This is a genomic window from Vibrio mediterranei (genome assembly GCF_013364395.1).
GTDB lineage: Bacteria > Pseudomonadota > Gammaproteobacteria > Enterobacterales > Vibrionaceae > Vibrio > Vibrio mediterranei.
Window position 1 is genome coordinate 984,435 of record NZ_JABXGK010000008.1, and the last position, 14,911, is coordinate 999,345.

Genomic DNA, 14,911 nt, shown 5'->3' on the forward strand with positions numbered 1-14,911 from the left:
TATTAGGCACCCTGTTCTTGTGACTTAGGCTCTTGAATACGTACAGGGATTCCATTTCTTACACGTTGTAGACCTTGAGTGATAACAACATCAGTAGTTTTAAGACCAGAGCGAATCACAACACCCGTTTCCACCTGAGGTCCTAGCGCAACATTGCGGCGCTCCGCCACATTTCCTTCAGAAACGATCATGACAAAGTCACCTTCTAGGTCAGTTTGTACTGCTCGTCTTGGCACAGTAACTACGTCGCTCGCCTCTTTTTCCATAAGCTCAACGCGAACATGTTGACCTGGTAACAGCCTTTGACTTGGGTTTTCAACCACGGCACGCATCGCTAATGTGCCAGTATTAAGATTAATTCGGTTGCCTAAAAAGTCGATTTTCCCTTGTTGATCATAGACACGACCATCTTCTAGGATAACGTTGACTGCTACGCCATTGGACTCATCAGAACCATCACCTTCGATTTGGTCCATGCCTAAGGCAAGTCGTTCTCGCTCTGATATGCTGAATGAGGCATAGATAGGGTCCATACTCACTAGAGTAGTAAGCACACCTGAAGACGGAGATAACAAGTCACCCGTACTCACTTTACTGTCAGAGATTCGACCCGTGAATGGTGCTCTGATCGTAGTATGCGATAGGTTTACTTCAGCAACTTTCTCTTGTGCAATTCCAGCCTCTAATTGCGCGCGAGCGCTCATTAGTGAAGCAGTTAACGCATCAAATTCGGCCTGAGAAATATTGTTTGATTTAACTAGGTTCTTACCACGCTCGAAGTCCAGTTCTGCTTTCTTTAACGAGGAGCGGGCTTCTGAAACCATAGCTTTTGCGCTCGCTACTTGAGCTTCAAACGTTGAAGGCTCGATGGTATAGAGCAACTGTCCTTTTTCTACAATTTGCCCTTCTTGGAAATGACGTTCCAGTAAGTAGCCTGAGACTTGAGCTGTAATAGCCGTGTCTTCTACCGCATCCATGCGTCCGATGTAAATTTTACTTTGTTGATGAGGAACCAGCTCCACCGCTTGGGTTTGTACTAGAGGCGCTGGCGCGTTTTGTTGGGTATTAGTTGTTTCACCGCACCCTGCTAAAAGAACAGCAGAGACTAGGCTAGCAACGAGTAGTTTTTTAGGCATTGAAACACCATTTTATCTTCTAATTGGAACAAGCTTTGGCAGACTAGCAAATTACAAGTCAGCTGAATGTCCGAGAAGTATTAATAGTTATATTGAAAGTGTTTCAAAATATAACGAACTGTTTTTACGTAGTTTTTTCTATATCTCTTGGAAATGCATGGTGGTAGATATTCATAAAATCAGCGCGAATTTCTTGCTCTAGATGTGTCGCTAATTCTGTTGGGCAAAATATCATTACATGTAGAATTTGTTCCCCCGTAGCGCCACTAGAAATGTGGATATGTGGCTCTGAACCAGGGAGATCGACGCCGGCATGTTTCTCTATAACACTGTTATAGCGCCGCGCAACATCGATAAAGCTCTCACTATGGTGTTCAATTTTACTCGTAAGTTCAGGTAATAACGGGAATAGGTTGTCAAACCCAGGAACAATAATAGAAAAGCTATGGTAGACATACCTTTTCATAAAGTTTAGGTTTTTTACCGCGTAAGTGAAGAACATGCTGTTTGGCAAAGTGATCGTTTTGCCAGTGAAGTGATATTGGCCGTGATACAAGTCTATCTCTTGAATAACAGTCGCCATTAAGTTGTGCTCTATTACCTCACCACTCGTTTTGCCAACCTCAATCCAATCTCCGATTCTAAATGAACGAGAGCTCGCTCTTTGGATAGAACCAGTAAAGCACAGGATAATTTCTTTGGAGGCAACGACAATAGCGACGGCAATAGCCGTAACCGACAGTGCAAACTCACTGATTTCAGACTTCCAAACCAAAAACAACGTGATAACGATAATAGCAAAAGAACCATTTTTAGTTCTCGACATCCATTTACGCTGATCTTCAGATAAGAAAGCGACATCCCCTCGGATACCAGAAAGAGTCACTCGGCGAATGACTAAGATAACAAGGACGACCAGAAAGCTTAATAACAGTTTGTTTTCTAATAAGAACGCTATTACTTTTTGAAAATCTTCCATGGTCGCCTACTGCATAACTTTGTTTTCCCTAACGATAACGAATTGCAGTGTCTTTCGCAATTTGCACAATCACGTTTAATGCTAATTCCATTCCTTGAACGGTAATAAATTCATGAATACCGTGGAAATTATAACCACCAGTGAAGATGTTTGGACATGGTAGGCCCATAAACGATAATCGTGCTCCATCCGTACCACCACGAATCGGTTTGATGTTTGGCTTAACATCGCAAGCTATCATCGCTTGTTTAGCAATATCGATAATATGTGGATGTGGTTCAACCATTTCCTTCATATTAGAGTAGTTATCAGTGATCGTTAAAGTGACGAGTTTCTGTTTGCTACCTTGGTTAAATGTCGCGACCTTATCCTCCAGGTAAGCTTTTCGTCTCTCCAGACCTTCTTGCTCAAAGTCTCGCAAAATATAATGTAGCGTAGATTTCGGTACTGACATTTCTGCAGTTGTCAGGTGGAAGAAGCCTTCATAGCCTTCTGTCATTTCAGGCGTCTCTTCTGAAGGCATTTCTGCTTGGAATCGCGATGCGAAAGTCATGGAGTTCACCATCTTGCCTTTCGCAGTGCCAGGGTGAACATTGTTACCATGAAACGTCACCATTGCCGCGGCTGCATTAAAGTTCTCGTACTCAAGCTCTCCGACAGGTCCACCATCTATCGTGTAGGCCCACTGTGCCCCGAACCTCTCAACATTAAACAGGTCTGCGCCACGTCCTATCTCTTCATCTGGGGTGAAGGCAATTTTGATGTCGCCGTGAGGGATATCTGCATTTTTGATCAGATGCTCTACTGCAGAAATGATCTCTGCAATACCTGCTTTATTATCTGCACCTAATAGCGTCGTGCCATCGGTGGTTATGATGTCATGCCCATGTAACTCATGAAGATCTGGATACTGTATCGGAGACAAGACTTCCTCGCCCTTACCCAAAGCAATATCACCACCTTGATAATTTTCTACTAGTTGAGGTTTTACGTTAGCTCCTGAAGCATCAGGGGCTGTGTCCATATGTGCAACAAAACCGATGGCTGGAACGTTGTAGTCAACATTGGAACGAAGTGTTGCCATTACATATCCGTTGTCATCTAGAACAACTTCATGCAGACCTAGTGATAGAAGTTCGTCTCTGAGAAACGCAGCGAATGTCGTTTGACCTTTTGAACTTGGACAACAACCTTGTGACGGGTCTGATTGCGTGTCAAACGTGACATAATTGAGAAACCGGTCGATAAGACTTGTCATTTTTTCACCTTACGTTCTTATGAATATTGGTACTCATCATACGTAAACTCATTGTCAGTAAATTGCGATGAATCAGTTTTATATAGATTGAGTGGGAAAAACGCCAATTAATATACGCCTATTACCCTACGCCCTAAATTTGATAGTTTGGGCTGATGACGATTAGAGACATTGGATAAATAATGAGTTTATAAATTACGTTTACCAATCTAAATGTGGGCTTATCTTATGACGGTCAATAAACATTACGTGTTTTCTCCAGAGGATCTTAGTGAGGCTACTGAAGTAGTTACAGAAAACACATCTCGAGAATCAGAAAGAGTTGAGTTAGTAAAAACGTTACAGAGAAAAGGTGGTTTTGAAGAACACTGATAGGGTTAAGATTATTAAAACGAGCAAAAAAAAGAGCACCTAGATAACTAGGTGCTCTTTTTCAAATTCTTTGTGTTTATCGGTTTATACCGATATCACGCTGCATGTGACCAGATAATTCGTTTGCGTAGTAAGTGTTCTCTACTTCGCCTTTACCGAACATAATGTCTAGTAAATGTGCAATCAATCCTTTGAAGTTAACCGCGTAGGTTTTCTTATCCATAGAGGGTACAGCGATAGTTTCGATGTTCATTGCTTGTGCCATGATTGCCTCTCTTAAAAACTGGGTAACTCGTTGTTGTTGGTGACAATATTAGGCAAAAAAACGCTGTTTAAAAAATGACAAAATTTAGGCATTCGCATTAGTTATTCTAATAAAACAAGACATTAACAACAGCCAGTTAATGTTATCCCAAAATGGTGACTAAATAATCACAATATGCTTAAATAAATGCATAAATAGCAAACCATATACGTAACAACAATATAGTTGTTGTATTATTGTTAAACAAAAAACCTCTTATAATTAAGAGGTTTTTTGCTATTTGTCGTTAGCTATTCTTATCCACCATGTGAGGTTCGCGCTTTTCTCGATAGAGCGATGCAACCGTTGCTACGGTCATAGTCACAAGAATCACACTTAACGACACCCAGGTTGGAATTTCCCAAGCTGAACCTACTAATGCCATTTTCACACCGATGAAAATCATAATGAATGACAACGCTGGTTTTAAGTAAACAAAACGATTCATCATCCCCTCTAGTACAAAGTACAAAGAACGTAAACCAAGCAAAGCAAATACGTTAGCCGCTAGTACTAAGAACGGTTCTCTAGTAACTGCAAAAATCGCAGGAATTGAGTCTAGAGCAAACATAATATCCATAAACGCAATCACACCGATTACGACCAACATTGGCGTAAATACACGTTTGCCGTTTTCGATAATAGATAACTTGTTACCATGAAAATCATCTGTAACGGGCACTAGCTTTCTAATTACACGTTCAGGTAATGGGTTTACTTCATCCTCACCTGAGTCTTTAGCAAGCTTAATACCTGTCCAGATCAAGAACGCCGCGAACAAGTACATTACCCAATGGAACTCAGCAAGTAACTGAGCTCCAACACTGATCATTATTGCTCTTAAAACCAATGCACCTATAACACCCCAAAGCAGAGCTCTTGGTCGCAAATGTTCAGGTACTGCGTACTGGTGGAAGATAATTGCAAACACAAACAAGTTATCCACGCTCAGCGATTTCTCTAATAGGTACCCTGTTAAGAAAGACACCGTCGCCTTTTCCGCAGTGTAATCACTTGCTGGAGCGTAAAAGTCCCAGAATAAGTAAATCGTTGCAGAAAAAGCAAACGCTAGTAGAAACCAAAATACACTCCATATCGCTGCTTTGCGAATAGAGATTTGACCACCGCGAGTTTGATATATGTCCAACGCAACCAGAGCTAGCGTTAGTACAAAGAAAGAAACATAAATAGATGGGCTCATAAGTCCTCCAGGCGGAAGGACGAAGAGTATGGGTGTCGACCTTCCACAAACAAATACTTCACTCAGTAACAAAATACTGAGCATTTGATTGCGTTGGTCTCGTCAAAGCGCTGTCTGCGCTCTTATTTGCCGGATAAGCTCTAGACTTAACGAGATGACGACAAATAAACGGGTGACTACTCCCCAAAACGAGCGGATTGTATGCCTCAAATTTGAGGTTGTCTATCTTTTTTGTGAGCTAAAAACGAAAAAACCAGCACTTTCTTTTTATGCTGGTTTCACGTCTTGGTTTGTAAAGCTTGATTACGCTTTTACTTTATCCGTTGTTTTCTGGTTTGTTTCTTTCCAGTATTGAATACGACAACGATGAAGCTGTGCACGTCTCATCTTTTTCATGGTTAACTCCTTCTATACTTTACGCAATTCAAGTTACTTTTTGAATGTAACATTGAAATGACAGTCGTAAGACTATTGTGTGACAGTGTTAGAAAGCTGGGGAAAGTCCCAAGTGAGCATGATTTGCTCTTTGTCACTTGTCATTAAAAGCGTTTCTGTTGCTAACGTATTCTGAATCTCATTTTTACGGATCCAGGTAAATAGTTTGGACTCAGAAATGGGATATAAGTTCAAAAATTCTATGAGTTTCTTATCGGCTATATGAGGTAAATCCTGATTGATTAAATCTTCAACAATCAATTCCTTACCCGCTATTTTAACGCTTTTTAATTGATAGCCGTCAGAACGCAGTAACGTCTGAAGCCTTGTGTAATTTGTAACCGTCATTGGTATGAAAAAAGACACTCGCGCTACTGACTGATTCACAACATCGATCTCAGCCACCATTGGAATGCCACGGTATTTTGTATCAAAACCACAAAAACGCTGATGTTCTATTTCACCACAGTCATATACATCAGACAGAGACCTAACCTGATTTAAGGTACTTAACGGCAACTCTCCCATAACATAACGAGATGGCCATGTAGTCATAGCAAAGGAGATAGAGGGAATCAGAAGTGATAGCAACAGTATTCTTAATTTCATCTCTCTATAGTACCTTTTATTTCTTTCTACGAACTCATCCCCCTCTAACTCATCCTTAAGAATCTGTTATGTGAGCTTACTCTGACTTTGAGGCGTAGAGCATGAGAATGATGTGAGACCGTTTGAGGCAACTTATAGTAACCTCGGATTATTAGAACAACGGAATGAGCATGAAACATAAGACCCTACTTGCTTATATGCTGTTGGCTTCGCCATCGCTATTTGCATCACCCTACTTAACCATCTCTACCTCTACAACGAGCAGAGACTATCCACTCGACCCTACAACGCCATTAGTCGTCACTCTTAATAAAGATAAGTATCAGCTCGAGATCAGCGCTACAGATACGCTCTGCAATAATGAGTTGCCCAATAAGGTCAAGTTCAACACTCCAGTTCCTCTCCTGTGCGGTAAAACATCTACTTTGCCTTTGAATATTAGGTTCACCGGAGACTACGCCTTTAGCTACGATGAAAAACTTCACACATTAACCTTTAAACGACAGCCTAAAAAAGTGGCTAAAACTGAGTTTAAACGTCCAATACCAGATGTTAAGTGCGAAAGGCTCCCTAACCAGCTCCAGACTATTGATCTAGGAAGCTCTTACCCCGATGGGACACAGTTGAAAGATGTGTTTTCAGGTTCAGTAGTCACTGTTCATAATGGTCAAGTCTCACTACAACCAAACGCATCGAGTGGCGGTCTAACCTTGTTAGAGCCAGTTAAATCAGTCCAATCGAACACCAAGTTCGACTATAGAAACGCCAACATCTATTTCGTCATGGTCGATCGTTTTAAAGATTCTAACCCGGAGGCAATACAACCTTACGGACGTCAAAAAGATGGTAAAGATGAGGTCGGGACATTTCATGGTGGCGACTTAAAAGGCGTCACAGAGAAGCTAGATTATATTAAAGCGCTTGGTACCAACGTGATCTGGCTTTCTCCCATCGTAGAGCAGGTACATGGTTTTGTTGGGGGTGGCGATAGTGGATCGTTTCCATTTTATGCCTATCATGGTTACTGGGCTCGTGACTTCACCAAAATTGACCAGAGCTTTGGTAATGACAAAGATTTGATGCAGCTTGTTTCTGAAGCCCATAAGCGAGGGATAAAGGTCTTGTTGGACGCAGTCATTAATCATCCAGGCTATTCAACACTTGCCGACCTACAATTCGACCACATTGATGTTGCCAAAACTACCAATATACTTCCAAAGACCTGGGCACACTGGGCACCTAAGAAAGGTGAAAATTGGCACAGTTATCACATCAATATAAATTACAACTCACACAATTGGGCTGATTGGTGGGGACCTGATTGGGTAAGAACTGGGCTACCTAGCTATGATAAGCCAGGCTCTAGTGATACAACTTTGTCCCTTGCAGGTCTGCCAGATTTCAAAACAGAATCAAATAAAACCGTTCAACCACCAGAGTTTCTACTAAATAACCCAGGCACACGAGTAGTCGCAAGAGACAATTATACCGTGGCCGACTACTTAATCGAATGGCAAACTGATTGGGTTAAACGCTTTGGTATAGATGGATATCGAGTTGATACCGTCAAGCACGTTGAAGGCGAGGTCTGGAAAAGACTCAAAGCTGAAGCGACGTCTAGTCTTGAGTTGTGGCGTTCAGAAAATAACGTTGAAGGACAGCCTTTCTGGATGATGGGTGAAGTTTGGGGGCACAGCGCCTACAGAAGCCCCTACTTTGATGATGGGTTTGATGCTTTAATTAACTTTGATATGCAAAAGAAGCTCGACAAAGGCGCTGCATGCTTTAGCCAAATGGCAGACACTTATCAGCATTACGCTGACACCATTCAAGGTTCACCTGATTTTAATCCCGTAAGCTACATGTCTTCTCATGACACAGAACTGTTTTTTAGCCGCTTTAAAGACTATGACATGCAACGAAATGCGGCCAACGCCCTGCTATTAAGCCCTGGTGCGATTCAAGTCTACTACGGCGATGAGGTGGGAAGAAACATCGGTCCTTATGCAGATGACTTCCATCAAGGTACTCGCTCGGACATGATTTGGGAGCTTTCAAATGATAAGCAAAAGCTGTTGAAGCACTGGGAAACAGTTGGACAATTTAGAGATCGACACCCAGCCATCGGTGCAGGAAAACATACGGTATTGCCGAATGATAACGCTTACGTATTTTCAAGACAATTAGGCGACGACAAAGTCGTCATCGCCTATTTTGGAAACTAACAGCTAGAGCCATTCAATCAAGAGTTCTTAGGCTAGAATGCTTAAGAACTCATTTATATCCCCCTTCTATCATGGGTTCATCTAGCTTTAGTCTAATTCGATTACGTTGAATAGCCTCTGGCGGCAAACTGATGAATCCATATCGATTGAGCACTGGTTTCTGCTCTTCTGACAACGTTAAGCCAATAAAGAACTCTTCTTGCTCATTAAAATACTCTCGATTCGGAGGTAGATTTAGATACATGTAGTAAACGCTAGCCAGAGGATAACGTCCAGACAATATCGTTTCTTTATTCACATCATAAGACTCACCAAAACGGTTGGTGACTTTTAAAATATTGGTATCTTTCAGCTCATCACTATACACGGTATAACCGAGCGCCCCTTCCTCACCGGAAATTTCATTTAAAAATGTTGGTTTGTCAGACACAAAGTGCGTCGCAGCGTATTCGTCATCTTTACATGTAACCCAACTTGAAAACTCCTTGTGCATTACTAATTGATTGTCGATAGCAAAAGGAACCATAGGAATAGTGCTCTGTCCATTACCGTCCGCCCACCTCACCACATCTGGTTGTGAATGGCAGCCAAAGACTCGTTTTAGCTCCGCCACAGAAATAGATTGGGTTTGATTGCTTTTATTGGCGACAATTGCTATCACATCAGCCGTAAAGAACAACTCCGTTGGCTTATAACCATGTACTTGAACAAATTTTGCCACTTCCCTGTCTTTCCATTTACGAGAGCTAATTCCCATGGCAAGTTTGTTGTTAGTGATGCTATAAGGAACATCAGTACTGCCTTTAACAGTGATATCTAATTGCTTTGCATCAACCAATGCCTGCATTAACGGGACTAAGTTGTGCTCAACCGCAACAATAGAAGGCGGTGTCATATGCTGGTCTGCTAGGGCGAGCGGAGAAACTGCCATGCTACCGATAATTACCGTACTCAGTTTATTCACTGGGAGCCTCCACCTTAGTCGCACTGCTTAAGTTTTTTTCCGAAGTAAAGATATCCCACTCCTCGGTTACTTTCATTTCAGGCCGATAAAAAACCGCTATCGTTCGACGCTTACGTTTATGAAGCTGTTCTGTGTAATACGTTGTTTGCGTGAACTCCTGCTCCGAAATGCGTTCTGACTCAATACCCATTCGCTCAAGCTCATTACGGATTGCACCAGTGCGGCGCTTAGCCAGCGCTTTGTTGTAAGTGTCGGTTCCTTCTGAGCTAGTGTCCCCTATTAGAACCACATTTGAGTTGGGGTATTGCTCCAACATATCGACAAGTCGCTTTACTTTAGACGTTTGGTCGGAACGTAATTTTGATTTATCGAAATCAAAATCAATACTTACAACCACTGGTTTGTCAGAAATTTGCCAATCTGCGCAGCCAGTATTGTCGACCGCAACATGCTTGGGGGTATCAAGGCATCGATCTCTTTGATTAATAACACCATCTTGGTCTTGATCACGTAAATCATCAATTTGATGTCTATTGGTTTTAACGTTAGGAGATTCAGCGCAGCCAAGAAGTACAAAAGGAAGGAGCCCCATGATAAATAATCGCTTCATGACGACTCTCCTTCTTTTTGCCACTCGTCTGGATGTTCAACGCGTAATGCATACGTCAGCACGCCCATCGCGTTTAGCAGTCGATATGCAGCGAAGGTACGGTCGTATTTACTTCGGATATAGTTTTGTCTAGCAAGAAAGACCTCAACTTTGGCATCCAAGACATCAAGCAGACTGCGTCGTCCTACATTGAATTGCTGGATGTAACCAAGTTCAGCGATTTTTGCGGCATCGACATTTTGTTGAAGCAAGCGAATTTGTTGTTCCAACATTGAGTACGCATTCCACGCAAGTTCAGTACCCTCTCTTACTTCACGTTCAGTTCGTACTCTTATGGCACGTGCCTCCTCCAAACGCCACGCCGAAGACTCCACTCGTGCATTGGTTGAAAAGCCACTGAAAATATCGTAATCCAGCGTCACCATGGCGCGCATATCTTCGTCTGGGCCCACTACGTTACCTACGTTACGATTTTTGTTTGCGTGCAACTCCAATTTAACTTCCGGATAATAATCGCCTTTTTCACGTCTAATCTCTTGCCTTGCGGCGTCCATATCAATCATTGCAGCTTGAATCTCAGGATGGTTATCAACCGCTTGTTGAACTGCCGTATCAAGGGTACTCGGGAGCAAGCCGCTGTCGAATTTTGGAAAGACCAATTCGCTGCCAGGCTTGCCTACTAAGCGCAAAAACTGTGTTTTCAAATCATAGAGGTTGTTTTGGGCCGATATTTGAGATGACTGAGCGGTCGCAACACGTGCTGAGATCTGTGCTAGATCGGAGTTACTTGCCAACCCTTTCTGTTTTTTGTCTAAAACGTCTTGATAGATTTCTTGGTGCTCGAGCACATTCCTATTGGCCAATTGCAGTAACGTTTCTGCTTCTAATAGCTCTAAATATATTCTGACAACATCAAGCGATACATTTTCTGCCCTTGAAATCAGGGTTAAACGCTCAGCTTCTGCTTCGTAACCTAGGCGTTTTACATTCGCACTAGTACCGAATCCATCAAATAAGAGCTGTGATACACGAACGCCTAATTCGGTTCGGTTTAATCGTCTATCATCAGGGTCAATATAATTGCCGTTGTTATAGCGAGTTTCTTCTACGCCTGCCGCAGCATACAAATTTACTTGCGGTAAGCGATAACCACCTGCGGCATCACCATCTCTAACCACCGATTGATATCTAGAATACTGCGCAAGTACTTCTGGACTATAATCGATTGCAAATGCTACTGACTCTTCTAGTGAGATCGCGTGAGCTTGAGATGCAAACGCCACACACATAGACAGCATGAGCTTTGAACAACGCATACTTTTTCCTTGTCGTTATTATCGTTCTCGTAAAGAGTTCTGTTTCGCTCTCAGTATTGGTTTTAACCAATAACTCAAAACTGTTTTTTCCCCAGTTAAGATGTCCACTGCTGCCTGCATTCCAGGAATGACTGTAAAGGATTTTTCTTCGAGTGCTTGCTGATCCAGTTCAATGTGAGCTCGATAGTAAGCCGCACCATCCTCAGTTTGCAACGCATCGGCACTGACATACGTCACCTTGCCTTTTTGTCCACCATATATAACAAAATCATAGGCCGAAAATTTGACTGTTGCCTCCAAACCTACTGAAATAAAAGCAATATCTTTGGGAGCAATCTTGGCTTCTACGATCAAACCCGAATTTTTGGGTACCAACTCCATAATCGGTTCACCAGGTCGAACGACACCGCCAATGGTTCGAACGAACACTTCTTTAACGGTGGCGTCTACTGGTGACTCAATCTGAGTTCGGCGTAGTTGGTCGGCAATGGCTTGTCGGCTCTCTTTCAATTGCGCTATCGTCGCGGAGATTTCATTGAGTTGACCTTGAGCCTTAGTTCGATAATTGAGCGCAATACCTCTGTGATCAGCTATTGCTTCAGCGTAAGCGGCTCGCTGTTTTTGAGCAGAAACCTTTGCACTCGATAAATCGCCTTCCAGTCTGATGACATCGCGATTCAGTTTAAGTAACTCCACTTCAGCCACCGCACCACTTTCAACGACAGATTTGAGTAAATCACGTTCTTTCTTAACTATCGCTAAACTACTTTGCAGAGTACGAATGCTAGATTGAGTATCACTAACCGCTTGTGCTTGTTGCTCGATTCTAAGTTTTGATTCTTCTAGCTCTGAGATGACTTGCTCTAGCCGTTCATAATAGTTAGCCTTTGCATTAAATAGCGCCGCACTAGAGGTATCGTTGGTAACAATATCGAAAGGCGTCACTGTTACCTGTTTTTGCCAATCACTTTGTTGGTTGTCGACTTTAACTGATGCCAGCTCCGCCTCTAAGCGGATTCTTTGTGCGGCAAGGCTATCAAACTGCTTACCCGACTCTTGGAATGACGCTCTAAATCGTGTGTCATCCAAAATCGCTAATGGCTGCCCTTTTATGACCGAGTCACCTTGTCTCACTAGTATGTTCTCTATCAACCCGCCCTCTAGAGACTGAATGGTTTGCACAGACTGACTTGGAACGACTGCCCCCTCTCCGACGACAACTTCATCAAGCGTTGCCCATGATGCCCAACCAATAATAACCGTGACTAAAGCTGCAATAATCCAAATTAGCTTTCTGGAGCGATAAGCCAATTGACGATTGTTCCATTCGATGTGACTAGTGCTCATGGCTACCTCCTTTTATGACGGAGATATTTTTGACTTTGTGTTTACTAGATCGACGTTCGAAAATATCCTTGGGCGATCCTTCTAGCGCAATTTTCCCCCGTTCAAGGACTATTACACGGTCGCATAAAGCTAGGAATGACTGCCTATGAGAACTAATGACCATGGTGATATTTTTAGGCATTCTTAATAGAGCCTGATAGAAACGCTGTTCAGCTTGACTATCTAAAGCACTGGTTGGCTCATCTAATGCAAGTAGCTTTGGTTGACGATACAACGCTCGCGCTAACGCCACAGCTTGTCGTTGCCCTCCAGATAAATTTCGCCCACCTTCTCCAACTTGAGTTTCTAATCCATTGACTAGCCGAGGCATATAATCGTTCAACCCAGAGTATTGAATTGCGTACCCCAATCTTTGTTCATCAAACTGAGTATCACCAAAGGTAATATTTTCGAAAACAGAACCGAAAAACAGCACACTATGCTGAGCAACCCAACCCGTGTTTTCACGCAACACGCTATGAGGCCATAATTTTGAGTCCAAGCCTTCAAAGTAGACTTGACCACTGCTTGGCTCATATTGCTTCAACAGCAAAGACATTAACGTAGACTTACCGGCTCCAGCGGCCCCTACAATGCCAATCCTTTCGCCTGCTTTAATCTCGATATCGATTCCTGATAACACTTCAGCGTGCATCTCGGGATAGACAAAACCTACATTATCGAGTTTGATATGACCATTAAAGCTACCTCGTTCCAACACCTGATGGCTGGTATCTTCTTGAGGCAAGCTCATGATTTGATTTAAGCCTTCCATTGCTGTTTTTGATTGTTGGTATCTCAGCATTAGCATCGACAGCTGATTAATCGAGCTTCCAGCACGTCCACTTAGCATCACTATCGCTATTAAGCCTCCCATAGTGAGCAGACCTTCTGAGATCTGATAAACGCCGAAGACAATGAGTGACACCGTCACTATCTGTTGGCTAGATTGAATGCAATGCGAAACAATATTTGTGTAGGTTCGTGAACGGCTTTGCCACGTAGAAAGAGATGAGACGACCTGTTCCCAACGTTTTTGTAGTAAACCTTGAGCATTGTTCTGTTTGATTTCAGACAGTGCGTTGAGGCTTTCAATGAGCTGCGCCTGGCGTTGAGTAGAAAGACGGGAGGTTTCCTCTAACGTCCCTTCTACTTTCCTTTTCATAGCAACACTGATGACTACTAGAAGTAGCATGACGCCCATAGGAATTAGCATCATCGCCCCACCTAACCAGCCTATTAACACCAAAAATAGAAACGTAAAAGGCAGATCCACAAGTGTGACTAACGTTACAGATGTCAAAAACTCTTTGACCGAATCGAAGTCTTGCAGCTGTCTTGAAAATGCACCAACAGATTGAGGTCGGTTTTCTAACCTCATCCCCATTGTTTTACTAAACAGCTGTGATGAGAGTTTGTTGTCAACGTAGCGGCTGGCCATATCCGTAACCGAACTTCGTGACTCTTTGAGTATCCAGTCAAATACAATCACTATAGCCACACCAATCGACAGAACCCACAGTGTGTTAAAGGCTTGATTGGGCACCACTCGGTCATAAACATTCATAGTAAATAAAGGGACAACGAGTGCGAGCACGTTTATTACAAACGAGGCCACCAGCAAGTCACGGTACCAAGGGCGTACTTCCTTGATTGCCATTAATAGCCAATGCGCTGGAGTATGCTGTTTTAGGTCATCGACTCTCTCATCTATTATGCTGTTGGCATTGATTTGCCATAACGCGGGGTCTATTTGTGCTCTAAATTCAGAAATATCGACCGTACTTTGTTTAAACTCTTGTTCAACATTAAGGTATGTAATCTGTTGTCCATCCACTCCTATCACAATCAATGGATTACGTGTCACCGACTCAACAACGACCAATGGTAATGCTGCTTTCGTGATATCTGCAATCGACAACTCCATAATATCGATACCAAGCCGTTCCAAAGCTCTAGAAAATATCCCCTCGGACAGTTTTCCTTCATCTAAAGGAAGTCCAGATTTTATTTTGACTGGATGACAACGCACTTCAAAGTGCCTACATAACCACTGTATAGCCTGTAACCAATAATCCTTGTCTGTTTTATCCACTGCGTTTCCCTACTACTTAGA

The 14,911-nt window shown here is 42.7% G+C and carries 12 protein-coding genes; 1 reads left to right on the top strand and 11 read right to left on the bottom strand.

Features of this window, described 5'->3' with window-relative positions; translation table 11 throughout:
• Positions 1–2: 2 nt before the first annotated feature.
• From HOP38_RS21510 to HOP38_RS21535, 6 genes are all read right to left on the bottom strand, one after another.
• Complete coding sequence (locus HOP38_RS21510) at positions 3–1,136, bottom strand: efflux RND transporter periplasmic adaptor subunit (protein ID WP_198558941.1); 1,134 nt, start codon at positions 1,134–1,136, stop codon at positions 3–5.
• A gap of 124 nt (positions 1,137–1,260) precedes the next feature.
• On the bottom strand, positions 1,261–2,115 hold the full coding sequence (locus HOP38_RS21515) for a mechanosensitive ion channel family protein (RefSeq protein ID WP_006073609.1): 855 nt from the start codon (positions 2,113–2,115) through the stop codon (positions 1,261–1,263).
• A 28-nt stretch (positions 2,116–2,143) separates the two neighbouring features.
• Positions 2,144–3,373, bottom strand: coding sequence for a peptidase T (gene pepT / locus HOP38_RS21520; RefSeq protein ID WP_198558942.1), 1,230 nt, complete (start codon positions 3,371–3,373; stop codon positions 2,144–2,146).
• Between the two features lie 448 nt (positions 3,374–3,821).
• Complete coding sequence (locus tag HOP38_RS21525) at positions 3,822–4,010, bottom strand: hypothetical protein (protein WP_198558943.1); 189 nt, start codon at positions 4,008–4,010, stop codon at positions 3,822–3,824.
• Positions 4,011–4,296: 286 nt separating this feature from the next.
• Positions 4,297–5,250, bottom strand: coding sequence for a TerC/Alx family metal homeostasis membrane protein (locus HOP38_RS21530; protein WP_006073600.1), 954 nt, complete (start codon positions 5,248–5,250; stop codon positions 4,297–4,299).
• 468 nt (positions 5,251–5,718) lie between these two features.
• Positions 5,719–6,294 carry a hypothetical protein gene (locus tag HOP38_RS21535; protein WP_031494935.1) on the bottom strand — a complete coding sequence of 192 codons (576 nt, stop codon included), beginning with the start codon at positions 6,292–6,294 and terminating at the stop codon, positions 5,719–5,721.
• A gap of 170 nt (positions 6,295–6,464) precedes the next feature.
• On the opposite strand from HOP38_RS21535, the gene HOP38_RS21540 reads away from it, so the two are divergent.
• Positions 6,465–8,519, top strand: coding sequence for an alpha-amylase (locus tag HOP38_RS21540; protein WP_198558944.1), 2,055 nt, complete (start codon positions 6,465–6,467; stop codon positions 8,517–8,519).
• Positions 8,520–8,568: 49 nt separating this feature from the next.
• Here the strand turns inward: HOP38_RS21540 and HOP38_RS21545 are convergent, their stop codons facing one another.
• The 5 genes from HOP38_RS21545 to HOP38_RS21565 are packed head-to-tail and all read right to left on the bottom strand — an operon-like array spanning position 8,569 to position 14,890.
• The gene (locus tag HOP38_RS21545) at positions 8,569–9,483 is read right to left on the bottom strand and encodes a PstS family phosphate ABC transporter substrate-binding protein (protein ID WP_198558945.1); all 915 of its coding nucleotides are present in this window, start codon (positions 9,481–9,483) and stop codon (positions 8,569–8,571) included.
• Positions 9,476–10,093, bottom strand: a complete 618-nt coding sequence (locus HOP38_RS21550; protein WP_198558946.1) for an OmpA family protein — start codon at positions 10,091–10,093, stop codon at positions 9,476–9,478. The genes HOP38_RS21545 and HOP38_RS21550 overlap by 8 nt, the downstream gene beginning before the upstream one ends.
• Positions 10,090–11,409, bottom strand: a complete 1,320-nt coding sequence (locus tag HOP38_RS21555) for a TolC family outer membrane protein (RefSeq protein WP_006073589.1) — start codon at positions 11,407–11,409, stop codon at positions 10,090–10,092. The genes HOP38_RS21550 and HOP38_RS21555 overlap by 4 nt, the downstream gene beginning before the upstream one ends.
• Positions 11,410–11,427: 18 nt before the next feature.
• Positions 11,428–12,756, bottom strand: a complete 1,329-nt coding sequence (locus HOP38_RS21560; protein WP_198558947.1) for an HlyD family type I secretion periplasmic adaptor subunit — start codon at positions 12,754–12,756, stop codon at positions 11,428–11,430.
• Complete coding sequence (locus tag HOP38_RS21565; protein ID WP_198558948.1) at positions 12,746–14,890, bottom strand: type I secretion system permease/ATPase; 2,145 nt, start codon at positions 14,888–14,890, stop codon at positions 12,746–12,748. Before HOP38_RS21565 ends, HOP38_RS21560 begins: the two co-directional genes overlap by 11 nt.
• Between the last annotated feature and the right edge of the window lie 21 nt (positions 14,891–14,911).